This is a genomic window from Streptomyces sp. SID5643 (assembly GCF_009872555.1).
GTDB lineage: Bacteria > Actinomycetota > Actinomycetes > Streptomycetales > Streptomycetaceae > Streptomyces > Streptomyces iakyrus.
In genome coordinates, this window is record NZ_WWIC01000052.1 from 88,762 (window position 1) to 111,718 (window position 22,957).

The 22,957-nt window shown below is 71.5% G+C and carries 21 protein-coding genes and 1 riboswitch; of the genes, 17 read left to right on the top strand and 4 right to left on the bottom strand.

Translation table 11 applies throughout. From position 1 onward, the window contains the following. Nucleotides 1–79: 79 nt before the first annotated feature. The 15 genes from GTY56_RS06320 (at nt 80) to GTY56_RS06385 (ending at nt 15,851) form a co-directional block, all read left to right on the top strand. A complete protein-coding gene (locus GTY56_RS06320; RefSeq protein ID WP_161363311.1) occupies nt 80–1,009 on the top strand; it encodes an ABC transporter permease in 930 nt (309 codons plus the stop codon). Next, nucleotides 1,002–1,781 (top strand): ATP-binding cassette domain-containing protein, encoded by a 780-nt coding sequence (locus tag GTY56_RS06325; RefSeq protein WP_161363313.1) that lies wholly within the window; start codon nt 1,002–1,004, stop codon nt 1,779–1,781. The genes GTY56_RS06320 and GTY56_RS06325 overlap by 8 nt, the downstream gene beginning before the upstream one ends. A 359-nt stretch (nt 1,782–2,140) precedes the next feature. Further along, on the top strand, nt 2,141–3,043 hold the full coding sequence (hpnC, locus tag GTY56_RS06330; protein WP_161363315.1) for a squalene synthase HpnC: 903 nt from the start codon (nt 2,141–2,143) through the stop codon (nt 3,041–3,043). After that, nucleotides 3,040–3,990, top strand: a complete 951-nt coding sequence (gene hpnD, locus GTY56_RS06335; RefSeq protein ID WP_161363318.1) for a presqualene diphosphate synthase HpnD — start codon at nt 3,040–3,042, stop codon at nt 3,988–3,990. Before hpnC ends, hpnD begins: the two co-directional genes overlap by 4 nt. Further along, nucleotides 3,987–4,175, top strand: a complete 189-nt coding sequence (locus GTY56_RS41530) for a DUF6380 family protein (RefSeq protein ID WP_524540083.1) — start codon at nt 3,987–3,989, stop codon at nt 4,173–4,175. The genes hpnD and GTY56_RS41530 overlap by 4 nt, the downstream gene beginning before the upstream one ends. Continuing rightward, nucleotides 4,172–5,584 carry a hydroxysqualene dehydroxylase HpnE gene (hpnE, locus tag GTY56_RS06340; RefSeq protein WP_161363320.1) on the top strand — a complete coding sequence of 471 codons (1,413 nt, stop codon included), beginning with the start codon at nt 4,172–4,174 and terminating at the stop codon, nt 5,582–5,584. The genes GTY56_RS41530 and hpnE overlap by 4 nt, the downstream gene beginning before the upstream one ends. Then, nucleotides 5,584–6,717, top strand: coding sequence for a polyprenyl synthetase family protein (locus GTY56_RS06345; protein WP_161363361.1), 1,134 nt, complete (start codon nt 5,584–5,586; stop codon nt 6,715–6,717). The genes hpnE and GTY56_RS06345 overlap by 1 nt, the downstream gene beginning before the upstream one ends. A 121-nt stretch (nt 6,718–6,838) precedes the next feature. Further along, nucleotides 6,839–8,833 carry a squalene--hopene cyclase gene (gene shc / locus GTY56_RS06350; RefSeq protein ID WP_161363321.1) on the top strand — a complete coding sequence of 665 codons (1,995 nt, stop codon included), beginning with the start codon at nt 6,839–6,841 and terminating at the stop codon, nt 8,831–8,833. After that, on the top strand, nt 8,833–9,474 hold the full coding sequence (locus GTY56_RS06355; protein WP_161363323.1) for a phosphorylase family protein: 642 nt from the start codon (nt 8,833–8,835) through the stop codon (nt 9,472–9,474). The genes shc and GTY56_RS06355 overlap by 1 nt, the downstream gene beginning before the upstream one ends. 5 nt (nt 9,475–9,479) lie before the next feature. Beyond that, complete coding sequence (hpnH, locus tag GTY56_RS06360; RefSeq protein ID WP_161363325.1) at nt 9,480–10,502, top strand: adenosyl-hopene transferase HpnH; 1,023 nt, start codon at nt 9,480–9,482, stop codon at nt 10,500–10,502. A gap of 4 nt (nt 10,503–10,506) precedes the next feature. Beyond that, the gene (gene ispG / locus GTY56_RS06365) at nt 10,507–11,664 is read left to right on the top strand and encodes a flavodoxin-dependent (E)-4-hydroxy-3-methylbut-2-enyl-diphosphate synthase (protein ID WP_161363326.1); all 1,158 of its coding nucleotides are present in this window, start codon (nt 10,507–10,509) and stop codon (nt 11,662–11,664) included. Nucleotides 11,665–11,693: 29 nt separating this feature from the next. After that, nucleotides 11,694–13,589 (top strand): 1-deoxy-D-xylulose-5-phosphate synthase, encoded by a 1,896-nt coding sequence (gene dxs / locus GTY56_RS06370; RefSeq protein ID WP_161363328.1) that lies wholly within the window; start codon nt 11,694–11,696, stop codon nt 13,587–13,589. Then, entirely contained in the window at nt 13,586–15,001 is a 1,416-nt protein-coding gene (locus GTY56_RS06375) for an aspartate aminotransferase family protein (RefSeq protein WP_161363329.1), read from the top strand. The genes dxs and GTY56_RS06375 overlap by 4 nt, the downstream gene beginning before the upstream one ends. 89 nt (nt 15,002–15,090) lie before the next feature. After that, nucleotides 15,091–15,735: a helix-turn-helix domain-containing protein gene (locus GTY56_RS06380; protein ID WP_161363331.1), complete on the top strand. Its 645-nt coding sequence runs from the start codon at nt 15,091–15,093 to the stop codon at nt 15,733–15,735. After that, nucleotides 15,732–15,851, top strand: a complete 120-nt coding sequence (locus GTY56_RS06385) for a DUF6126 family protein (RefSeq protein ID WP_107454012.1) — start codon at nt 15,732–15,734, stop codon at nt 15,849–15,851. The genes GTY56_RS06380 and GTY56_RS06385 overlap by 4 nt, the downstream gene beginning before the upstream one ends. A gap of 16 nt (nt 15,852–15,867) precedes the next feature. Here GTY56_RS06385 and GTY56_RS06390 read toward each other — a convergent pair whose 3' ends face one another. Then, complete coding sequence (locus GTY56_RS06390; protein WP_161363333.1) at nt 15,868–16,665, bottom strand: tyrosine-protein phosphatase; 798 nt, start codon at nt 16,663–16,665, stop codon at nt 15,868–15,870. 179 nt (nt 16,666–16,844) lie between these two features. Here GTY56_RS06390 and GTY56_RS06395 point away from each other — a divergent pair, with 179 nt between their 5' ends. Then, nucleotides 16,845–18,920 (top strand): alpha-galactosidase, encoded by a 2,076-nt coding sequence (locus tag GTY56_RS06395; RefSeq protein WP_161363363.1) that lies wholly within the window; start codon nt 16,845–16,847, stop codon nt 18,918–18,920. 318 nt (nt 18,921–19,238) lie between these two features. Beyond that, nucleotides 19,239–19,393: riboswitch (cyclic di-AMP (ydaO/yuaA leader) on the top strand. Nucleotides 19,394–19,397: 4 nt separating this feature from the next. Further along, the gene (locus tag GTY56_RS06400; protein ID WP_161363334.1) at nt 19,398–20,324 is read left to right on the top strand and encodes a M23 family metallopeptidase; all 927 of its coding nucleotides are present in this window, start codon (nt 19,398–19,400) and stop codon (nt 20,322–20,324) included. Nucleotides 20,325–20,462: 138 nt separating this feature from the next. On the opposite strand, the gene GTY56_RS06405 is transcribed toward GTY56_RS06400, so the two are convergent. From GTY56_RS06405 to GTY56_RS06415, 3 genes are all read right to left on the bottom strand, one after another. Beyond that, nucleotides 20,463–21,461, bottom strand: a complete 999-nt coding sequence (locus GTY56_RS06405; RefSeq protein WP_161363336.1) for a YdcF family protein — start codon at nt 21,459–21,461, stop codon at nt 20,463–20,465. A 340-nt stretch (nt 21,462–21,801) separates the two neighbouring features. Next, nucleotides 21,802–22,179 carry a fic family toxin-antitoxin system, toxin component gene (locus GTY56_RS06410; protein WP_161363338.1) on the bottom strand — a complete coding sequence of 126 codons (378 nt, stop codon included), beginning with the start codon at nt 22,177–22,179 and terminating at the stop codon, nt 21,802–21,804. Further along, nucleotides 22,179–22,418 (bottom strand): hypothetical protein, encoded by a 240-nt coding sequence (locus GTY56_RS06415; protein WP_161363340.1) that lies wholly within the window; start codon nt 22,416–22,418, stop codon nt 22,179–22,181. The genes GTY56_RS06410 and GTY56_RS06415 overlap by 1 nt, the downstream gene beginning before the upstream one ends. Nucleotides 22,419–22,957: the final 539 nt, after the last annotated feature.

Consider the following 22,957-nt stretch of genomic DNA (forward strand, 5'->3'; position numbering starts at 1 on the left):
CCCACGGGCCGTACCCTGGCCCCGGCTCATGCCAGACCCCGGCACAGGCCGAGCATCTCGAAGACGAAAGTTTCCACTAGTGAGTGAGACAACGCACGACGCCACGGTCGCGGTGAGCGCGCCCGCGGCGCCCGACGAGGGCCTCACGGCGAAAGAACTCGCCGCCAGGCACGGGCTGACCGTCAGCGGCGCCCGGCCGTCCCTCATCGAGTACGTCCGTCAGCTGTGGGACCGGCGGCACTTCATCCTCGCCTTCTCCCGCGCGAAGCTGACCGCCCAGTACAGCCAGGCCAAGCTCGGCCAGCTGTGGCAGGTGGCCACGCCGCTGCTGAACGCGGCCGTGTACTTCTTCATCTTCGGCCTGCTGCTGGAGGCCGACCGCGGCATGTCCCGTGAGGTGTACATCCCGTTCCTGGTCACGGGTGTGTTCGTGTTCACCTTCACGCAGAGCTCGGTGATGGCGGGCGTCCGCGCGATCTCCGGCAACCTGGGCCTGGTCCGGGCCCTGCACTTCCCGCGGGCCTCGCTGCCGGTCTCCTTCGCGCTCCAGCAGCTCCAGCAGCTGCTGTTCTCGATGATCGTGCTGTTCGCCGTCACGATCGGCTTCGGCCACTACCCGGACCTGTCCTGGCTGCTGATCGTGCCCGTGCTGGTCCTGCAGTTCTGCTTCAACACCGGCCTCGCGCTGATCATGGCCCGGGCGGGCGCCAAGACCCCCGACCTCGCGCAGCTGATGCCGTTCGTGATGCGCACGTGGATGTACGCCTCGGGCGTGATGTTCTCCATCCCGATCTTCCTGGCGGACAAGCCGTCCTGGATCGCGAACGTCCTGCAGTGGAACCCGGCCGCGATCTACATGGACCTGATGCGCTTCGCCCTCATCGACGACTACGGCTCGGAGTTCCTCCCCGACCACGTCTGGGCGGCCGCGGGCGCCTGGGCCGTGCTCTTCGCCCTGGGCGGCTTCGTGTACTTCTGGAAGGCGGAGGAGAGGTACGGCCGTGGCTGAGCAGAAGCAGGACGCGCGCATCCCCACCGTCGTCGCGGACGACCTGCACATCGTCTACCGCGTCAACGGTGCCAAGACCGGCAAGGGCAGCGCCACCGCCGCCCTCAGCCGCATCATCAAGCGGGGCGAGGAGCGGGGCGTGCGCAAGGTGCACGCCGTGCGCGGAGTCTCCTTCGTGGCGTACCGCGGCGAGGCCATCGGCCTGATCGGCTCCAACGGCTCCGGCAAGTCGACCCTGCTGCGGGCCATCGCCGGTCTGCTGCCCGCCGAGCGGGGCAAGGTCTACACCGACGGCCAGCCCTCGCTGCTCGGCGTCAACGCCGCCCTGATGAACGACCTCACCGGCGAGCGGAACGTCATATTGGGCGGGCTCGCCATGGGCATGTCCCGTGAGGAGATCAAGGAGCGCTACCAGGACATCGTCGACTTCTCCGGCATCAACGAGAAGGGCGACTTCATCACCTTGCCCATGCGCACCTACTCATCGGGCATGGCGGCCCGGCTCCGCTTTTCCATCGCCGCGGCCAAGGACCACGACGTCCTGATGATCGACGAGGCCCTGGCCACGGGCGACCGGAAGTTCCAGAAGCGCTCCGAGGACCGCATCCGGGAGCTGCGCAAGGAAGCGGGCACGGTGTTTCTGGTCAGTCACAACAACAAGTCCATCCGCGACACCTGCAACCGCGTCCTGTGGCTGGAGCGCGGTGAGCTGCGCATGGACGGCCCCACCGACGAGGTGCTCAAGGAGTACGAGAAGTTCACGGGCAAGTAGCCCGATTCGGCCAGGGCCCCGACGGAACTGCTCCGGCGGGGCCCCGCGTCTGCAAAGGAAACGTCAACTCCGGCCCATCTTGGGAATCTTGGGGCCAATCGGTGTGTTCTCGTGATGTGCGGTACACCCTGACGAACCGTGTCGCGTTGTACAACGTAAGCTGTACCGGTCCCGAAACACGGCAATCAGGGCAATAATGCGCGACACCGCCCGTCGGAGCACCGTGCGGACGGCTGGGCGGCGTGTCCGAAATAGTGTGTATTGGGTCGGCAGTGTAGAACGGGAGATGTGACGGCGATGGCTTCGGAAACTCCCCAGCTCCACGCAGCACGTGCCGTCCCCGCGCCGGGCAGCCGGCGGTGACGGGAACCGGCACGGCGCGCCCCCTCGATCCGGAGCGCGGCACGCTCGACAAGGCCGCCGGCGAGAACTTCCCGGTGGCCCCCTTCTTCCTGCCCCGGGCCTGGCGCACCGACCTGATGGCCGTCTACGGCTTCGCCCGCCTGGTCGACGACATCGGCGACGGCGATCTGGCCCCCGGCGGCGCCGACGCCCGCCTGCTCGGCGTGCCCCCGCGGGAGGCCGAGGACCGGCTGGTCCTGCTGGACGCCTTCGAGGCCGACCTGCGCCGGGTCTTCGACGCGACCCCGCGCCACCCCCTGCTGCGCCGCCTCCAGCCGACCGTGCGCCGCTGCTCGCTGACCCCCGAGCCGTTCCTCGGCCTGATCGCCGCCAACCGCCAGGACCAGCTCGTCGGCCGCTACGAGACCTACGACGACCTGCTCGCCTACTGCGAGCTGTCCGCCAACCCCGTCGGCCGTCTCGTCCTCGCCGTCACCGGCACCTCGACACCCGAGCGGATCCGCCGCTCCGACATGATCTGCACGGCCCTGCAGATCGTCGAGCACCTCCAGGACGTCGCCGAGGACCTGGCCCGCGACCGCGTCTATCTGCCCGCGGCCGACATGAAACGCTTCCACGTCCAGGAAGCGGATCTCGCCACGAAATCCGCCGGAGCGCCGGTCCGTGCGCTGATTGCGTACGAAGCGCAAAGGGCCCGGGACCTCCTGAATGAAGGCGCCCCCCTGGTGGGTAGCGTCCACGGCAGGCTGAAACTGCTGCTCGCGGGGTTCGTGGCGGGGGGAAGGGCGGCCGTGCACGCGATCGCCGCCGCCGAATACGACGTACTTCCCGGCCCGCCCAAGCCCGGCAAGGTCCGGTTGCTGCGTGAGGTGGGCGTGACTCTGCGAGGAGAGGGGTGATCCGGACCGTGGAGTCGGAACCACACGCGTCCCCACCGGTACTCGCCGCCTACAGCTACTGCGAGGCCGTCACCGGGCGCCAGGCCCGAAACTTCGCCTACGGCATCCGGCTGCTGCCGACGCCCCAGCGCCGGGCGATGTCGGCGCTGTACGCGTTCTCGCGGCGGGTCGACGACATCGGCGACGGCGCGCTCGCCGACGACGTCAAGGTGGCCAGGCTGGAGGAGACCCGGGCGCTGCTCACCCGGATCCGCGAGGACGAGGTCGCCGAGGACGACACCGACCCGGTCGCCGTCGCCCTCTCGCACGCCGCCGGGGCCTTCCCGATCCCGCTCGGCGGTCTGGACGAACTCATCGACGGCGTCCTGATGGACGTCCGCGGCGAGACGTACGAGACCTGGGACGACCTGAAGGTGTACTGCCGCTGCGTGGCCGGTGCGATCGGGCGGCTCTCCCTCGGCGTCTTCGGCACCGAACCGGGTGCGCGCGGGGTGGACCGCGCGCCGGAGTACGCCGACACGCTCGGGCTCGCGCTCCAGCTCACCAACATCCTCAGAGACGTCCGCGAGGACGCCGAGGGCGGGCGCACGTACCTGCCCGCCGACGACCTCGCCAAGTTCGGCTGCTCGGCCGGCTTCAGCGGGCCGCGACCACCGGAGGGCTCCGACTTCGCGGGCCTCGTGCACTTCGAAGTGCGACGGGCCCGCGCCCTGTTCGCCGAGGGCTACCGGCTGCTCCCCATGCTCGACCGGCGCAGCGGCGCCTGCGTCGCCGCCATGGCCGGCATCTACCGCCGCCTCCTCGACCGCATCGAACGCGACCCGCAGGCCGTGCTGCGCGGCCGGGTCTCCCTGCCCGGCCGGGAGAAGGCCTACGTCGCCGTGCGCGGCCTGTCCGGCATGGACGCCCGGCACGTGACCCGGCGGACCGTCAGGAGGCGTGTGTGAACGGCACGGAGGCCGCCGTCGGCGGTGCGGCCCGGGCCGGGCGCGGGTGCGACGCGCCTCTCGGCCGAGCCGTCGGAGGCAACCGGCGGGCAACCCTCCGGCGCGGGTCCGCGTCCCTGACGGAGACGGCCGGCTGTGCACCGTTCGAGCAGCACGCTCCGGCCCTGGGGGAGGGTGCGCGATGACCCACGGCACACGGTCCGCAGGACCGGAGGCACAGGCGCGGCACGCCGTCGTGGTCGGCGGCGGACTCGCCGGTGTCACCACCGCGCTCGCGCTCGCCGACGCCGGGATGCGCGTCACCCTGCTGGAGGGCAGGCCGCGACTCGGCGGTCTGGCCTTCTCGTTCCGGCGCGGCGATCTCACCGTCGACAACGGCCAGCACGTGTACCTGCGTTGCTGCACCGCCTACCGCTGGTTCCTCGACCGCATCGAGGGCGCGGCACTCGCCCCGCTCCAGGACCGGCTCGACGTACCCGTCCTGGACCTCGACCGGCCCGAGGGACGCCGGCTGGGCAGACTCCGGCGCGACGCCCTGCCGGTGCCGCTGCACCTGGGGCGCAGCCTCGCCACCTATCCGCACCTGTCGCTCGCCGACCGGGCCGGGGTGGGCCGGGCCGCGCTCGCGCTCAAGGGACTCGACCTCGCCGACCCGGCGCTGGACACCCAGGACTTCGGCAGCTGGCTGGCCGCGCACGGCCAGTCGCCGCGCGCCGTCGAGGCCCTGTGGGACCTGGTCGGGGTCGCCACCCTCAACGCGGTCGCGGGTGACGCGTCCCTGGCGCTCGCCGCGATGGTGTTCAAGACCGGCCTGCTGTCCGACCCCGGCGCGGCCGACATCGGCTGGGCGCGCGTCCCGCTGGGCGACCTGCACGACCGGCTGGCCCGCAAGGCGCTCGACTCCGCGGGCGTGCGCACCGAGCTGCGCACCCGCGTCACCTCCGTCAGCCCGGGCGGGGACGGGCAGTGGACCGTCGAGGTCCCCGGCGAGGCGCTCCGGGCCGACGCCGTCGTCCTCGCCGTACCGCAGCGCGAGGCGCACGGACTGCTGCCCGCGGGCGCCCTGGACGCGCCCGAACGGCTCCTGGAGATCGGTACCGCGCCCATCCTCAACCTCCATGTGGTGTACGACCGGAAGGTCCTCGGCCGGCCGTTCTTCACCGCCCTCGGCAGCCCCGTGCAGTGGGTCTTCGACCGGACCGAGGCGTCCGGACTGCACGAGGGGCAGTACCTCGCGGTCTCCCAGTCGGCGGCGCAGGCCGAGATCGACGCGCCCGTCGCGGTGCTGCGCGAGCGGTACCTGCCCGAGCTGGAGCGGCTGCTGCCGCCGGCCCGCGGCGCCGAAGTGAGGGACTTCTTCGTCACCCGGGAGCGCACCGCGACGTTCGCTCCCGCCCCGGGCGTCGGGCGCCTCAGGCCCGGCGCCCGCACCAAGGCATCCGGCCTCTACCTGGCCGGAGCGTGGACCGCCACCGGGTGGCCCGCGACCATGGAGAGTGCGGTCCGCAGTGGTGTGAGCGCGGCGGACGCCGTGCTGGGCGCCCTGGGCCGGCCCCGTCCGCAAGCCCTCTTCGAGTTCGAGGAGGCGGCATGATGCCGGCTCAGGCCGGCGCGGCAGGCGGCCCCCGCACCCCCGGTACCGCAACAAGAGGAGAGACTGTGCCCACTGTGCCCCCGGCCTCACAGACTGCCGAGGCGGTGGACGTGACCGCGCTGCTGGAGCGCGGCCGGACCCTGGCCACTCCGGTACTGCGGGCGGCCGTCGACCGCCTGGCACCTCCCATGGACACTGTTGCCGCCTACCACTTCGGCTGGATCGACGCCCAGGGCAGGCCCGCCGAGGGTGACGGCGGCAAGGCCGTGCGTCCCGCCCTCGCGGTGCTGTCCGCCGAGGTCATGTCCGCCGCCCCCGAGACCGGCATCCCCGGCGCCGTCGCCGTGGAACTGGTCCACAACTTCTCCCTCCTCCACGACGACCTCATGGACGGCGACGAACAGCGCCGTCACCGCGACACGGTCTGGAAGGTGCACGGCCCCGCCCAGGCCATCCTGGTCGGCGACGCCCTGTTCGCCCTCGCCAACGAGGTCCTCCTCGAACTGGGCACCGTCGAGGCCGGCCGTGCCACCCGCCGCCTGACCACGGCCAGCCGCGCCCTGATCGACGGCCAGGCCCAGGACATCTCCTACGAGCACCGCGACCGCGTCAGCGTCGAGGAGTGCCTGGAGATGGAGGGCAACAAGACCGGCGCCCTGCTCGCCTGCGCCAGCTCCATCGGCGCGGTGCTCGGCGGCGCCGACGACCACACCGCCGACACGCTGGAGAAGTACGGCTACCACCTGGGCCTCGCCTTCCAGGCCGTCGACGACCTCCTCGGCATCTGGGGCGACCCGGTCTCCACCGGCAAGCAGACCTGGAGCGACCTGCGCCAGCGCAAGAAGTCCCTGCCGGTCGTGGCCGCCCTCGCGGCGGGCGGCTCCGCCTCCGAGCGGCTCGGTGACATCCTCGCCGCCGACGCCAAGGCGCACGACTTCGAGAACTTCTCCGAGGAGGAGTTCGCGGCCCGGGCCGCCCTCATCGAGGAGGCCGGGGGCCGAGAGTGGACCGCCGACGAGGCACGCCGTCAGCACACCATCGCCATCGAAGCCCTCGACGCCGTCGACATGCCCGACCGGGTGCGGGCACAGTTCACGGCCCTCGCGGACTTCGTCGTCGTACGAAAGAGATGATCACTATCGGCCGAATAGCCCTCGCGTAGTCGCCGGCCGGTGCCGTGAGTTCATCACGGGCACCGGCCGACGGCGGACCCAAGCAGATGCACGCCATGCAGGACTGCACGAAGGGGAAGCCATGACAGCGACGACCGACGGAAGCACCGGGGCCCTGCCACCCCGCGCCGCCGCGGCCAGCGACACCGACACGCACACCCCCGGGGCGGCCGGGGTACCGGAAGCCGCCGCCCGCGCCGCCCGGCGCGCCACCGACTTCCTGCTCTCCCTCCAGGACGCCCAGGGCTGGTGGAAGGGCGACCTCGAGACCAACGTCACGATGGACGCCGAGGACCTGCTGCTCCGTCAGTTCCTCGGCATCCGCGACGAGAAGACCACACGGGCCGCCGCCCTCTTCATCCGCGGCGAGCAGGGTGAGGACGGCACCTGGGCCACCTTCTTCGGCGGACCGGGCGATCTGTCCGCCACCATCGAGGCCTACGTCGCCCTCCGCCTGGCCGGTGACGCGCCCGACGCACCGCACATGGCGAAGGCCTCCGCCTGGATCCGCGCGCGGGGCGGTATCGCCGCCGCCCGGGTCTTCACCCGGATCTGGCTGGCCCTGTTCGGCTGGTGGAAGTGGGAGGACCTGCCCGAACTCCCGCCGGAGCTGGTCCTCTTCCCGAAGTGGGTGCCGCTCAACATCTACGACTTCGGCTGCTGGGCGCGCCAGACCATCGTCCCGCTGACGATCGTCTCCGCGAAACGGCCGGTACGCCCCGCGCCCTTCCCGCTCGACGAGCTGCACACCGACCCGGACCGGCCCAGCCCGCCCAAGCCCCTGGCTCCGCTCTTCAGTTGGGACGGGGCGTTCCAGCGGATGGACAAGGGCCTGCACGCCCTGCGGAAGGTCGCCCCGCGCCGACTGCGGACAGCCGCCATGAACAGCGCCGCCCGCTGGATCATCGAGCGGCAGGAGAACGACGGCTGCTGGGGCGGCATCCAGCCCCCGGCCGTGTACTCGATCATCGCCCTGCACCTGCTCGGCTACGACCTCGAACACCCCGTGATGCGCGAGGGGCTGGCGTCCCTCGACCGGTTCGCCGTGTGGCGCGAGGACGGGGCCCGGATGATCGAGGCCTGCCAGTCACCCGTGTGGGACACCTGCCTGGCCGCGATCGCCCTCGTCGACGCCGGACTGCCCCCCGATCACCCGCAGTTGGTGAAGGCGGCCGACTGGATGCTGGGCGAGGAGATCGTCCGGCCCGGCGACTGGTCCGTGCAGCGGCCCGGACTGCCGCCGGGCGGCTGGGCGTTCGAGTTCCACAACGACAACTACCCCGACATCGACGACACCGCCGAGGTGATCCTCGCCCTGCGCCGGATCGCCCACCACGACCCGGAGCGCCTCGACAGGGCCGTCGTCCGCGGCATGCGCTGGACGCTGGGCATGCAGTCGAAGAACGGCGCGTGGGCGGCCTTCGACGTCGACAACACCAGCCCCTTCCCCAACCGTCTGCCGTTCTGCGACTTCGGCGAGGTCATCGACCCGCCCTCCGCGGACGTCACCGCGCACGTCGTGGAGATGCTCGCGGTGGAGGGTCTCGCCCACGATCCGCGCACCCGGCGCGGCATCGAGTGGCTGCTGGCCGAACAGGAGCCGGACGGCTCGTGGTTCGGGCGCTGGGGCGTCAACTACGTCTACGGCACCGGCTCCGTCGTCCCGGCCCTGACCGCGGCCGGTCTTCCCGCCGCGCACCCGGCGATCCGGCGGGCCGTGGCCTGGCTGGAGTCGGTCCAGAACGACGACGGCGGCTGGGGCGAGGACCTGCGCTCCTACCAGGACGCCCGGCAGTGGAGCGGTCGGGGCGCCTCGACCGCCTCGCAGACGGCATGGGCCCTGATGGCCCTGCTCGCGGCGGGGGAGCGCGACTCCAAAGCCGTCGAACGCGGTGTCGAGTGGCTCGCCGCCACCCAGCGGGAGGACGGCTCCTGGGACGAGCCGTACTTCACGGGGACGGGCTTCCCGTGGGACTTCTCGATCAACTACCACCTCTACCGGCAGGTGTTCCCGCTCACGGCACTCGGCCGGTACGTCCACGGGGAGCCCTTCGCCGGCCGGCTCAAGGGGAGCTGATGAGCACCCAGCCCGCTCCCGTCCCGCTGCTGATCGCCTGCGCGCTCGGCATCGAGCAGTTCGCCCTGCGCGCGGGCGGCCGGGGCGGGGCCGGCGGGCCGGTCACGGTGCTGCGGACGGGCATGGGGCCGGCGGCCGCCGAGCGGGCCGTCACCCGCGTGCTGGCCGACCCGGCCCTGCGTGACGCGGCCGTCCTCGCCACCGGCTTCTGCGCGGGGCTCGCGCCGGGCATGCACCCCGGTGATCTGGTCGTCGCCGAGGAGACCCGCGACGCGCGCGGCACGACGCGCTGCGTCGGGACCGAGCTGCTGGTGAAGGAGCTGGCCCGCGCGCTGCCCGGCCGGACGGTGCACACCGGGCCGCTCACCGGCTCCGACCACGTCGTGCGCGGCCCGGAACGGTCCGCTCTGCGCGCCACCGGCGCGATCGCGGTCGACATGGAGTCCGCCGTCACGCTCCTGAGCGCCGTGCGTGCGGGCGAGCGCCCGGTTGCGGCCGTCCGGGTGGTCGTGGACGCTCCTGAACATGAACTCGTCCGGATCGGCACGGTGCGCGGTGGAATATCAGCTTTCCGTGTCCTTCGTTCCGTCCTTCCCGCTTTCTTCGAATGGCACCGTTCCTTGCTGCTCCCCAGGAGGTGAGCCAGATGGCCATGCCGCTCCGACAGTCCATCAAGGTCGCTACGTACTTGGCTGAACAGAAGCTGCGCCGGCGGGACAAGTTCCCGCTGATCGTGGAGCTGGAGCCGCTGTTCGCCTGCAACCTCAAGTGCGAGGGGTGCGGCAAGATCCAGCATCCCGCCGGGGTACTGAAACAGCGGATGCCCGTCGCCCAGGCCGTGGGGGCGGTCATGGAGTCCGGTGCCCCGATGGTGTCCATCGCCGGTGGCGAGCCGCTGATGCACCCGCAGATCGACGAGATCGTGCGTCAGCTGGTGGCCAAGCGGAAGTACGTCTTCCTCTGCACCAACGCCATGCTGCTGCGCAAGAAGATGGACACGTTCACGCCCTCGCCCTACTTCGCCTTCGCGGTGCACATCGACGGGCTGCGCGAGCGGCACGACGAGTCGGTCGCCAAGGAGGGCGTGTTCGACGAGGCCGTCGAGGCGATCAAGGAGGCCAAGCGGCGCGGCTTCCGGGTCACCACCAACTCGACCTTCTTCAACACCGACACCCCGCAGACCATCGTCGAGGTGCTGAACTTCCTCAACGACGACCTCCAGGTCGACGAGATGATGATCTCGCCCGCCTACGCCTACGAGAAGGCTCCCGACCAGGAGCACTTCCTCGGCGTGGAGCAGACCCGCGAGCTGTTCAAGAAGGCCTTCTCGGGCGGCAACCGGCGGCGCTGGCGGCTCAACCACTCGCCGCTCTTCCTGGACTTCCTGGAGGGCAAGGTCGACTTCCCGTGCACGGCGTGGGCGATCCCGAACTACTCGCTCTTCGGCTGGCAGCGCCCCTGCTACCTGATGAGCGACGGGTACGTGCCGACGTACCGGGAGCTGGTCGAGGACACCGACTGGGACAAGTACGGCCGCGGCAAGGACCCGCGCTGCGCCAACTGCATGGCGCACTGCGGCTACGAGCCCACCGCCGTCCTGGCCACCATGGGATCGCTGAAGGAGTCCCTGCGCGCCATGCGCGAGACCGTCTCCGGAAATCGGGAGTGAGGCCATGACCGCCGTAGAGCTGGGCGTCCCCGAGGTGCCGCTCCGGCCGATCGCCGAGCGGCGCGCGTCGCGCCGGATCCAGGTCGGTCCGGTGGCGGTGGGGGGCGGGGCCCCGGTGTCGGTGCAGTCGATGACGACGACCCGCACCTCCGACATCGGCGCGACGCTCCAGCAGATCGCCGAACTGACCGCCTCCGGCTGCCAGATCGTCCGGGTCGCCTGCCCCACGCAGGACGACGCCGACGCGCTGGCGACCATCGCCCGCAAGTCGCAGATCCCGGTCATCGCCGACATCCACTTCCAGCCGAAGTACGTGTTCGCGGCCATCGAGGCGGGCTGTGCGGCGGTCCGCGTCAACCCGGGCAACATCAAGCAGTTCGACGACCGGGTCAAGGAGATCGCCCAGGCGGCCAAGGACCACGGCACGCCGATCCGGATCGGCGTCAACGCCGGGTCGCTGGACCGGCGGCTGCTCCAGAAGTACGGCAGGGCGACCCCGGAGGCCCTCGTCGAGTCGGCCCTGTGGGAGGCGTCCCTCTTCGAGGAGCACGGCTTCCGGGACATCAAGATCTCCGTCAAGCACAACGACCCGGTCGTGATGATCGAGGCGTACAGCCAGTTGGCCGAACAGTGCGACTACCCGCTGCACCTGGGCGTCACGGAGGCGGGCCCGGCCTTCCAGGGCACGATCAAGTCGGCGGTGGCGTTCGGGGCTCTGCTGTCGCGGGGCATCGGCGACACGATCCGGGTGTCGCTGTCCGCACCGCCGGCCGAGGAGGTCAAGGTCGGCATCCAGATCCTCCAGTCCCTGGGGCTCAAGGAGCGGCGGCTGGAGATCGTGTCGTGCCCGTCCTGCGGGCGCGCCCAGGTCGACGTCTACAAGCTGGCCGAGGAGGTCACGGCCGGGCTCGACGGCATGGAGGTGCCGCTGCGGGTCGCCGTCATGGGGTGTGTGGTCAACGGGCCCGGCGAGGCGCGGGAGGCCGATCTCGGAGTGGCCTCCGGCAACGGCAAGGGGCAGATCTTCGTCAAGGGCGAGGTCATCAAGACCGTCCCCGAGTCCAAGATCGTCGAGACGCTGATCGAAGAGGCGATGAAGATCGCCGAGCAGATGGAGCAGGACGGCGTGGGGCCGGGGGAGCCGGCCGTCACCGTGAGCTGAGCAGCACGGAATGCGAAGGGGGCCCGAGCGTGACGATTCTGGAGAGCATCCGGGGACCACGTGACCTGAAGGCGCTGTCCGAGACGGAACTGGGGGAACTGTCCGAAGAGATCCGCGAGTTCCTGGTCCACGCGGTCGCCAGGACCGGCGGCCATCTGGGACCCAACCTGGGCGTGGTGGAGCTGACCATCGCCCTGCACCGGGTCTTCGAGTCGCCGGTCGACCGCATCCTGTGGGACACCGGCCACCAGAGCTACGTCCACAAGCTGCTGACCGGCCGCCAGGACTTCTCCAAGCTGCGCGGCAAGGGCGGCCTGTCCGGCTACCCCTCGCGCGAGGAGTCCGAGCACGACGTCATCGAGAACAGCCACGCCTCCACGGCCCTCGGCTGGGCCGACGGGCTCGCCAAGGCCCGCCAGGTGCAGGGCGAGAGGGGCCATGTCGTCGCGGTCATCGGCGACGGGGCCCTCACCGGCGGTATGGCCTGGGAGGCCCTGAACAACATCGCGGCCGCCAAGGACCGCCCACTGATCATCGTCGTCAACGACAACGAACGCTCCTACGCCCCCACCATCGGCGGCCTCGCCAACCACCTCGCCACGCTGCGCACGACGGACGGCTACGAACGGGTCCTTGCCTGGGGCAAGGACGTGCTCCAGGGCACGCCCCTGGTCGGCAACACCCTCTACGAGGCCCTGCACGGCGCGAAGAAGGGCTTCAAGGACGCGTTCGCCCCGCAGGGCCTCTTCGAGGACCTGGGGCTGAAGTACGTCGGCCCGATCGACGGGCACGACACCGGGGCCGTGGAGTCCGCGCTGCGGCGCGCGAAGCGCTTCCACGGGCCGGTGCTGGTCCACTGCCTCACGGAGAAGGGCCGCGGTTACGAGCCCGCCCTCGCCCACGAGGAGGACCACTTCCACACCGTGGGCGTCATGGACCCGCTGACCTGCGCGCCGCTCTCCCCGGCGGGCGGCCCCTCCTGGACCTCGGTGTTCGGCGAGGAGATCGTCCGGATCGGGGAGGAGCGCCGGGACGTGGTGGCGATCACCGCCGCCATGCTGCATCCGGTCGGTCTCGGCGCCTTCGCCGAGCGGTTCCCTGACCGGGTGTGGGACGTCGGCATCGCCGAGCAGCACGCGGCCGTGTCCGCGGCCGGTCTGGCGACGGGCGGGCTGCACCCGGTCGTCGCCGTCTACGCCACCTTCCTCAACCGCGCCTTCGACCAGCTGCTCATGGACGTGGCCCTGCACCGCTGCGGGGTCACCTTCGTGCTGGACCGGGCCGGGGTCACCGGTGTCGACGGGGCTTCCCACAACGGCATGTGGGACATGTCCGTGCTCCAGGTCGTGCCCGGGCTCAGGATCGCCGCGCCACGGGACGCCGACCAGCTGCGCGCCCAGCTGCGCGAGGCGGTCGCCGTGGACGACGCGCCGACGCTGCTGCGGTTCCCGAAGGAGTCCGTCGGCCCGTCGATCCCGGCGCTCGACCGGGTGGGCGGGCTGGACGTGCTGCACCGTTCCTCCGAGCCGCAGGTACTCCTGGTGGCGGTCGGCGTGATGGCACCGGTCTGCCTCCAGTCCGCCGAGCTGCTCGAAGCACGCGGCATCGGCTGCACCGTCGTCGACCCGCGCTGGGTCAAGCCCGTCGACCCGGCGCTGCCGGGGCTCGCCGCCGAGCACCGTCTGGTCGCCGTCGTCGAGGACAACAGCCGTGCGGCCGGGGTCGGTTCGGCCGTGGCGCTGGCCCTGGGCGACGCCGACGTCGACGTGCCGGTACGGCGGTTCGGCATCCCCGGGCAGTTCCTCGCGCACGCCAAGCGCGGGGAGGTGCTCGCCGACATCGGCCTGACACCCGTCGAGGTCGCCGGACGGATCAGCGCAAGCCTGGCCGTCAAGGAAGAGCAGTCCAAGGAGCCACAGGAATGACAACCGCCGAGTCCGCGTCGGAGTCGTCGCAGGCCGGGGAGTTCGACCTCGGCAAGCTGCTGGCCGAGCGCGGAGCCGAGCGCTACGAGCTGCACACCCGCCACCTCAACCACCAGCTCCCGCGCATGCTGCACACCATCGGCTTCGACAAGGTCTACGAGCGCGCCGAGGGCGCCTACTTCTACGACGCGGACGGCAACGACTACCTGGACATGCTCGCCGGGTTCGGGGTGATGGGCCTCGGCCGGCACCACCCCGTCGTACGCAAGGCGCTGCACGACGTCCTGGACGCGCAGCTCGCCGATCTCACCCGCTTCGACTGCCAGCCGCTGCCGGGCCTGCTGGCGGAGAAGCTGCTCGCGCACAGCCCGCACCTGGACCGGGTGTTCTTCGGCAACAGCGGCACCGAGGCCGTCGAGGGCGCCCTGAAGTTCGCCCGGTTCGTCACCGGCAGGCCCAGGATCCTCTACTGCGCCCACGCCTTCCACGGCCTGACCACCGGCTCCCTCTCCGTGAACGGCGAGTCCGGCTTCCGTGACGGCTTCGCCCCGCTGCTGCCCGACACGGCCGTCCCGCTGGGCGACCTCGACGCGCTGGAGAGGGAGCTGAAGAAGGGGGACGTCGCCGCGCTGATCGTCGAGCCGATCCAGGGCAAGGGCGTCCTGGAGGGCCCGCCCGGCTGGCTGCGGGCCGCGCAGGAGCTGCTGCACCGGCGGGGGGCGCTGCTCATCGCCGACGAGGTGCAGACGGGCCTCGGCCGGACCGGCGACTTCTACGCCTACCAGCACGAGGACGGCGTGGAACCGGACCTGGTGTGCGTGGCCAAGGCGCTCTCCGGCGGCTATGTGCCGGTGGGCGCCACGATCGGCAAGGACTGGATCTTCAAGAAGGTCTACTCGTCCATGGACCGGGTGCTGGTGCACTCGGCGAGCTTCGGGTCCAACGCGCAGGCCATGGCGGCGGGCCTCGCGGTGCTGTCGGTGATGGAGAACGAGCAGATCGTCGCGAACGTCCGGGCCACCGGGGAGCAGCTGCGGTCCCGGCTGGCCGCGCTCACGGACCGGTACGAGATGCTCGCCGAGGTCCGCGGCCGGGGCCTGATGATCGGCATCGAGTTCGGCCGGCCCAGGTCGCTGAAGCTGCGCAGCCGCTGGGCCATGCTCCAGGCCGCCCGCAAGGGACTCTTCGCGCAGATGGTCGTCGTGCCGCTGCTCCAGCGGCACCGGATCCTCACCCAGGTCTCCGGCGACCACATGGAGGTGATCAAGCTGATCCCGCCGCTGATCATCGGCGAGCGGGAGGTGGACCGGTTCCTCGACGCCTTCACGGCCGTGATGGACGACGCCCACAACGGCGGGCTGGTGTGGGACTTCGGCAAGACGCTCGTCAAGCAGGCGGTCGCCAACCGATGAGGGCCGGTGTCCGGACTCCTTGAACCACTGGCTTTTGCCTGAGAGGCAAGAAATTTGCCGCAGAGGCAACCCTCCGGCTGAATGGAGCCATGAGCTCCTCCGAGACCGAGCGGCCCTCCGGGGCCGCCCTGCCGGCCGAACCGGCGGCCGGTGCCCTGCCCGCCGTCGCGCCCCAGCTGCGGGCGCTGCGGCGCCAGGCCTCCCTGACGCTGGAGGCCGCGGCCCGCGCCGCCGGGCTGTCGCCCGCCCACCTCTCACGGCTGGAGACCGGCCAGCGCCAGCCGTCGCTGCCGATGCTGCTCGCACTCGCCCGCATCTACGGTACGACGGTTGCCGAGCTGCTCGGCGAGACGGTCGCCGAGCGGGACTCCGTCATCCGCGCGGCGGACATGGAACCCACCGCGGCGGGCGGCTGGACCTACTGGCAGGCCGGCGCCCCCGGCCGCGGTATGCAGGCCCTGCGCGTCCGCGTCCCCCACGGCTCCCAGGGCGACATCGTGCGCGTCCACCCCGGCGAGGAGTGGCTCCATGTGCTGCGCGGCCGGCTGCGGCTGCGGCTCGGGGACACCACGCACCGGCTGGCGGCCGGCGACAGCGCCCACTTCGACTCGCTCACCCCGCACCGGATCGCCGCCGAGGACCACGACGGCGTCGAGCTGCTCTTCGTCCACACCCTGCTGCAGAGCCCCACGGCCGCCCTGTGCCTGGGCCCCACCCCTGGAGACGTCTCATGAGGGACATGGAGGAGAAGTTCCCCCGAGCCCTGTGGGTGAGGCTGTTCGTCTATCTCATCGCAGGCCACATCTTCGCCGCGTTCATCTACCTGCTGTTCGAGGTCGGCGCGAAGTAGCGCCCGCCCGGCCGCCTCAGTCGAGGAGCCGCTCGCGCAGCAGCTCCCGGGTCTCCGGGGCCAGCTTCAGCCCCTTCTCCAGGTAGGTGTCGACGCCGCCCCAGGTGTCCTCGATGGTGTCGAAGGCCGCCGTCAGGTACTCGGCGCGGGCGTCGAAGAGGGGGCTGAGCAGCTCCATGACCTCGGGGGAGTAGGCCGAGGCGGCGGAGCTGCTGCGGTGCACCTTGTAGCGGCGGTGCTTGGCGTTCGACTTCAGGTAGTCGTCGACGATCGCCTCGCGCTCGACACCCACCGCGAGCAGCGTGACCGCGACGGACAGACCCGCGCGGTCCTTGCCCGCGGCGCAGTGCATCAGGGCGGGGACACTGTCCTGCGCCAGCGCGTGCAGCACCTGGGAGTGCTCATCGGTGCGGTCCTTGATGATCATGCGGTACGAGGCGGTCATCCGGTCCGCGCCCTTGCCGTCCGCGAGGATCGCGCGGAGCTGCTCCAGGTCGCCGTCGCGGACCATCTTCCAGAACTCGGCGCCGTCGGCGGGGTCGCTCAGCGGCAGGTTCACATTGCGCACGCCCGGCAGCGCGACGTCCGGCCCTTCGAGCTTCTGGTCGGCCGCGTTGCGGAAGTCGAAGATCGTGTGCAGGCCCAGCGTGGTCAGGAAGGCCGCGTCCTCCCCGGTCGCGTGAGCGAGGTGGCCGCTGCGGAACAGCACTCCCGGGCGGACCCGGCGTCCGTCCACGGTCGGAAGCCCGCCCACGTCACGGAAGTTGCGCACTCCGGCCAGCTCGGGCTCGGTCGACGGGACCTGCTGTGTCACGAGGGCTCCTCCCCTTCGGCGCCGCCGACGCGGCTCGTCGCCGGGCGTCACTCGACGATACGACATGCCTGCCTGGGGCAATGAGTTGTCCACAGGCGTTGCCCGGAGTCCCCGCGGCCCCCGATGATGTTGCCGCCTGGTCGCACCTGGTCGGGCTTGTTCGAATCTGTGAGGGCATGATGCTGGAGATCTCCGAAGACGGTCGTACGTGGGTGCTCTCCGGGCCGGCCAGCAGCTACGCCGTCCATGTCACCGACGGGGACGAGCTGCTGCATCTGCACTGGGGCCCCCGTATCGGCCTCACCGACGCCGAGGCCCTCGCCGTCCGGCCGCTGCCGGACTACTGGCCCTTCGAGTCCCCGCTCGACGGACGCGAGGAGTACCCGGTCGAGGGCGGCCCCCGCTTCGTGCGCCCCGCCCTGTCCGTACGCGCGGCCGGGTGGCGCGGCACCGAGTGGCGATTCGAGGGGCACGACGCCGGGGACGGCGAGCTGCGGCTCCGGTTCCGCGACGGCGACCTGACCGTCACGCTGCACTACCGCATGCCCTCCTCGACGGACGTCGTCGAGCGCTGGGTGACCCTGGACAACCGGGGGCCGGACGTCGAACTGCTGCGCGCCGACTCCGCGACCTGGACCCTGCCCGACCGCGACGCGTGGCGGCTGTCCCAGCTGCACGGCCGCTGGGGGGCCGAGTCACGCCTGACGCGCTCCGGCCTCACCCACGGCGAGAAGGTCATCGGCAGCCGCCGCGGCCACACCTCGCACCAGCACCTGCCGTGGGTCGCCCTGGACGCCGACGCCACCGAGGAGCGCGGCGAGGTCTACGGCTGCGCCCTGGGCTGGTCCGGGTCCTGGCGCATCTCCGTGGCCCAGCTCCCGGATGCGCGCGTGCAGATCACCGGCGGCGCGGGCTACGACGACTCGGGGCTGCTGACGCTGGCCACGGGGGAGTCGTACACGACGCCGGTCTTCGCCGGGCTCTGGAGCGACGGCGGTTTCGGCGGGGCGAGCCGCGCCTGGCACGCCTACCAGCGGGCGCATGTGATCCCGGACGCGGGCCGGGACCGGCCGGTGCTGTTCAACTCCTGGGAGGCCACCGAGTTCGACATCTCCGAGGAGCAGCAGCGGGCGCTCGCCGAGCGGGCCGCCGCCATGGGCGTCGAGCTGTTCGTGGTCGACGACGGCTGGTTCGGGGCGCGCACCAGCGACCGGGCCGGGCTCGGCGACTGGACCCCGAACCCCGACCGCTTCCCCGGCGGGCTGAAGCCGCTCGCCGACCACGTGCACGGCCTCGGCATGCAGTTCGGGATCTGGGTCGAGCCGGAAATGGTCAACCCGGACAGCGACCTGTACCGCGCGCACCCCGACTGGGTGCAGTACCAACCGGGACGAAGGCGGACGGAGTTCCGCAATCAGCTCGTACTCAACCTCGCCCGCGAGGACGTCCGGGAGTACCTCTGGGAGCAGCTCCACGGGCTTCTCGCCGGCGCTCCCGTCGACTACGTCAAGTGGGACTTCAACCGCTGCTTCACCGACGCCGGCTGGCCGGACGACCCCTACCCGCAGCGGCTGTGGATCGATCACGTGCGCGGCCTGTACGCCCTGCTGGACCGGCTGCGGGCCGCCCATCCCGGAGTGGCCTTCGAGTCCTGCTCGGGCGGCGGCGGGCGGATCGACCTCGGTGTGCTGAGCCGCACGGACCAGGTGTGGACCTCCGACAACACCGACCCGCTCGACCGGCTCGCCATCCAGCACGGCTTCAGTCAGATCCATCCGGCCCGGGTCATGGCCGCCTGGGTCACCGACAGTCCGAACGTCATGCTCAACCAGCGGGCCAGCTCCCTGAGGTTCCGGTTCGTCAGCGCCATGGCCGGGGTGCTGGGGGTCGGCGGCGACCTCACGCGGTGGACGCGGGAGGAACTCGCCGAGGCGCGGGAGTGGGTGGAGCTCTACAAGGAGATCCGGCCCGTGGTGCAACGCGGCGACCAGTACCGGCTGCGTCCCCCGCAGGGCGGACTGAGTGCCGTGCAGTACACCCTCGGAGACGAGACCGTCGTCCTCGCCTGGCTCCAGGCGCAGCGGTACGGCGAGCCCGTACCGGCTCTCCGGTTGTGCGCCCTCGACCCGGCCGCATCGTACGAATGCCTCGAAACGGGCGAAATTCACCGGGGAGCCGTGCTGCTTCATCACGGGCTGCGCGTGGGCCTGCGGGGGGATCTGGATGCCGCGGTCGTCCGCCTTAAGCGGAAGTAGCCGTTTCTGTCCGAATAAGGAGCTTAAACCGCTTAGGGATAACGTGCCCCGACTGTAAAGGAGATGGGGTCGGGGTGCGTGACCATCGTCATATTCGTGACGATCCGTTGTTGCCATGTGCACGTAATTCTCGTGTTGTTCAGGGCTGTTGAGGAAAGCGGGAGATCGGTAATCCACGCTCGGTGACCGCGGATGTGGCGACGCGTCAAAGCAAAACACCGTCACGGGCAACCGCAAGCTTGTCCGTTTGCGTCCTGGTCGCTTACGTTCCACACCAATCCGGACGGACGCCTAATCCTGCCGCCGACCGGAGCCCGCACACACTGACCCGACGTACGGCAGGAGCGGGGGACCCACAGGTAAGACGCCTGTTCCGGTTCCCGGAACGGCTTGGGGTTAAGCCGCGCCCCGGCGCGGCCGGGCATCTCCAGCCCGCACCCGACAGCTCACCTCGCAGGCGACGGAGAGGAATTCGTCATGCCCGCGAAGGGTAAGCACCGCCGTCCCAAGACCCAGCGTTTCACCCGCTCCATCGCCGTCGCCGGAACCGGCGGAGCCGCTCTCGCGCTGCCGCTCATGGGGGCCGCCGGCGCCCACGCCGCCACCCCGCAGTCGGCTCCGGAAAAGGCCGTCCAGTCCGCTCCGGCGGCCGAGAAGAAGGCCGCCGAAAAGGCCAATGGCCCCCGCACGTACACCGTGAAGGCCGGCGACTGTCTCGCGAAGATCGCCGACGATCAGAACGTCAGCGGCGGCTGGAAGAAGCTCTACGCGGACAACCGCGACGCCGTCGGCTCGGACCCGTCGCTGATCCACCCGGGTCTGAAGCTGTCGATCGGCAAGCAGGCCGCGAGCGCGCCGAAGTCCTCGGCGCCGTCCGCGCCGAAGGCCTCCGCCCCGAAGCCCTCGGCCGCGAAGCCTGCCGCCGAGTCGGCCCCGAAGGCGGAGCCCGCCGCGAAGCCGGCCGCCGCCAAGCCCGCCGCCGAGAGCAACGCGAGCGGCTACAGCCTCCCGGTGGCCGGTGCCACCGTCGGCACCCCGTACCGGATGTCCGGCAGCATGTGGTCCAGCGGCTACCACACCGGTGTCGACTTCGTCGTCCCGACCGGCACCTCCCTCAAGGCCGTCGGCGCCGGCACCGTCGTCTCCGCCGGCTGGGGCGGCGCGTACGGCAACCAGGTCGTCATCAGGCTGAACGACGGCCACTACGCCCAGTACGCCCACCTGTCCCAGCTCTCCGTCTCGGCCGGCCAGACCGTGACCGCCGGGCAGCAGGTCGGCCTGTCGGGCGCGACCGGCAACGTGACCGGACCGCACCTGCACTTCGAGATCCGCACCACGCCGGACTACGGCTCTGACGTGGACCCGGTCGCCTTCCTGCGCTCCCACGGCGTCTCCGTCGGCTGACCCACCGCACGACCACCTGCCTGACACGCGGCCGAAGGCCGGACCCCGATCCCCGGGTCCGGCCTTCGGTGTGTGCGCATGCCGTCGGCCGCGTCAAGGGATCGGTCAGGGCCCGGCACGAGGTGTGCGGCCGGCGTTTCAGTGCTCGAAGGCCGTCGTCGCCACTGGTACTGCCAGGAGAAGGCTGAGTCCGACCAGGGGGAGGCGGTCCAGCCACAGGATGGCGGCGAATTCGCGCAGTGTCGCGGCCAGCCAGTAGGCGGGGGAGGTCGGCGCGCCCACGACGTGCACGGGTACGCCGACGCGGCGGGCGAGCAGGGTCGTGCGGTAAACGTGGAAGCAACTGGTGACCACCGTGGCACGGCGGCCGGGAGCGGTGTCCTCCACGAGGGCCGCGCTGAAACGGAGGTTCTGCCCGGTGTTGACGGAGCGGTCTTCCCGCACGATCCGGCCGACGGGCACTCCGCGCTCGCGCAGATAGTCGGACATCGCGTCCGCCTCGGAGCAGACCTCGTCGTCGCCCTGGCCGCCCGAGACGACGAACACCACACCAGGCGTGTCCGGTGCGCGGGCGGCGTCGATCGCGAGGGCGCGCTCCAGCCTGCGGGTCAGCAGCGGGCCGGGCCGGTCGCCGTTGAGCCCGGCGCCCAGGACGACGACATGGGTGGTTCCCGGCAGGGGGGTGCTACGGCCCCGAACGTACACGTAGCCGGCGAAGACCAGGAAGAGCAGAGTGAGGTATCCCGCGGCCGCGTTGACCGCGACCACGAGGGCACCGAACGCCTCGCCGCCGACCACGTGGACGACCGCGTCGAGGCCGAGCACCGCCAGCACCGCGCAGCCGGCGGCCCCGGTCGCCAGCAGGGCTGCCTGCGGTCCGTAGCGCCGGACCAGGAGGACGCCGTCGGCCAGCAGCAGCATGCCCAGCGCGAGCGCCAGGAACAAGGCAGCGAAAGCGAGAACGGTGGCGATGGTCGGGTGGGCTGCCGCACTGCGACCGGCGACGCCGAGTCCGGTGGAGGTCACCGCGAGGCAGAACAGGACGGCGGTGGAGAACCGGTGCGGTGCCAGCAGGGCGTTGACCACGCCTCCCGCAGCGAACACGACCGCGGCGAGGTACTCCGGGTACTCCGGCATGTGCCCCACCGCTCCGCTCTCCCGCCCGCCGGGCCGCTGCCCGTACCCCCTGCCTCGCACCGCCCGCAGGTGCCCGGACCCGGCACGGACGGCTGTCGGCCATCCTCGCAGACCTGCTGAGGTGCGCCGAACGCGGGCGGGCGGCAGTGCGTTCGGTGAGCGACCTGCCGTGCCGGCGGTGCTGCCCGGCGGCCGCGTCAGACGCGCAGATGGACGGCGTGTCCGACCACCCGGTGCAGATCCGGCAGGTACGGAAGCGCGACCCGGGTGGGCCGGGGGCGGCTCACCGGCCTCCCGTGCGGGCCGACACCGAACCGCGGCGCCGGCCGGCCTGCGGGCGTCAGCCGGCGGTGGGCCAGGTCCGCAGCAGAGCGGCGATGCTGCCGGCGGTGCAGGCGGGGTCGAGGAGCAGGTCCTTGAGTGCGACGGCGTCCTCGCGGCCGGGCTTGACGGAGATCCCGGCGGCTTCGAGGTACATGACGCCGGACGCGGCGGCGACGGCCATGTTGGAGCGCTCCAGCCAGCGGCATCGGCCCAGGGTGTGTACCAGGGCGGCGGCCTTGGCGTAGGGGCCGTCGTAGACGGGATGCTCGAACAGCTCGGCCCGGTGGCGGGCAACCGCCGAGACCGGGACACCGTAGTCATCGGGGGCCGGATCGTCCGCTCCAGCGGCCTCGGCGACCCGCAGGATCCAGGGAACGTCGATGTGCAGGTCCATCAGGCCGCGTGCGTTCCCCGGTGTGCCTGCTGGGCCTCTTCGGCCTCGTCGAAGACCGCCTGGTGGTCGGCCAGGAAGCGGGCGGCCGCCCCCACCGCTCGGGCGCGCAGCCCGCTGGCGTCGTCCTGCACCAGCCGCGCGAGGTAGTCCCCGATGCTCAGCCCCAGGTCGGCGGCGCGCATCTTCGCGAGTTCGGCGACGTCTTCGTCCACGCGGGCGCCCAGCTGTGTTTTCGCCATACTCGGCATGGTAACAGCTGTTACCGCCTTCGCCGCCCGCCGCCGTCCGGCGAGAACACCTCCGCCTCCGGCCCCTCCAGGTCGGTTTGACGGACCGCGCGGAGGAACAGCAGTGGCTCAGTTCGCCGGGGAAGTGCCTCGTTTCCCGCACCGCGTGGCTCGCGCGGGCCCCGCGGTGCCGGCCTGGCCCCGGTGGCGAGGTCAGGCGTGCCCGCGCTGCCCCCGCCTGGTCGAGGTCGTGGCGTGTGTCCCGTGCAGGGCACAACACCGTGGCAGCCCAGTGGGCCGGGGACATCAGCTGCACGTGTCGCGGAACAGTTCCGCACCTCCGGGCCGGTGACCGCTCCACCGGCCCGGACCCCGCTCAGACTTCCGGTCCGCGGCGACTTCGACCACCACGGCCAGGTCCACCGCTACACCGGCGCCGGTTCCTGATCAGCCCGGCTCTACGGCAGCGGGCTGTTCCGGAGTTGGCGAACACGTGAGGAGTGGGCTATCTCACCGTCCGTCAACCCTTTCCTACGGTCGCGTAGGCCACA

Excerpts from the sequence above, each read along its gene's own strand:
- hpnE (WP_161363320.1), top strand. The coding sequence starts at position 4,172 with ATGACCCACGGCACACGGTCCGCAGGACCGGAGGCACAGGCGCGGCAC.
- GTY56_RS06345 (WP_161363361.1), top strand. The coding sequence starts at position 5,584 with ATGCCGGCTCAGGCCGGCGCGGCAGGCGGCCCCCGCACCCCCGGTACC.
- shc (WP_161363321.1), top strand. The coding sequence starts at position 6,839 with ATGACAGCGACGACCGACGGAAGCACCGGGGCCCTGCCACCCCGCGCC.
- GTY56_RS06355 (WP_161363323.1), top strand. The coding sequence starts at position 8,833 with ATGAGCACCCAGCCCGCTCCCGTCCCGCTGCTGATCGCCTGCGCGCTC.
- hpnH (WP_161363325.1), top strand. The coding sequence starts at position 9,480 with ATGGCCATGCCGCTCCGACAGTCCATCAAGGTCGCTACGTACTTGGCT.
- ispG (WP_161363326.1), top strand. The coding sequence starts at position 10,507 with ATGACCGCCGTAGAGCTGGGCGTCCCCGAGGTGCCGCTCCGGCCGATC.
- GTY56_RS06375 (WP_161363329.1), top strand. The coding sequence starts at position 13,586 with ATGACAACCGCCGAGTCCGCGTCGGAGTCGTCGCAGGCCGGGGAGTTC.
- GTY56_RS06380 (WP_161363331.1), top strand. The coding sequence starts at position 15,091 with ATGAGCTCCTCCGAGACCGAGCGGCCCTCCGGGGCCGCCCTGCCGGCC.
- GTY56_RS06385 (WP_107454012.1), top strand. The coding sequence starts at position 15,732 with ATGAGGGACATGGAGGAGAAGTTCCCCCGAGCCCTGTGGGTGAGGCTG.
- GTY56_RS06395 (WP_161363363.1), top strand. The coding sequence starts at position 16,845 with ATGCTGGAGATCTCCGAAGACGGTCGTACGTGGGTGCTCTCCGGGCCG.
- GTY56_RS06400 (WP_161363334.1), top strand. The coding sequence starts at position 19,398 with ATGCCCGCGAAGGGTAAGCACCGCCGTCCCAAGACCCAGCGTTTCACC.
- GTY56_RS06405 (WP_161363336.1), bottom strand. The coding sequence starts at position 21,461 with ATGCCGGAGTACCCGGAGTACCTCGCCGCGGTCGTGTTCGCTGCGGGA.
- GTY56_RS06410 (WP_161363338.1), bottom strand. The coding sequence starts at position 22,179 with ATGGACCTGCACATCGACGTTCCCTGGATCCTGCGGGTCGCCGAGGCC.
- GTY56_RS06415 (WP_161363340.1), bottom strand. The coding sequence starts at position 22,418 with ATGGCGAAAACACAGCTGGGCGCCCGCGTGGACGAAGACGTCGCCGAA.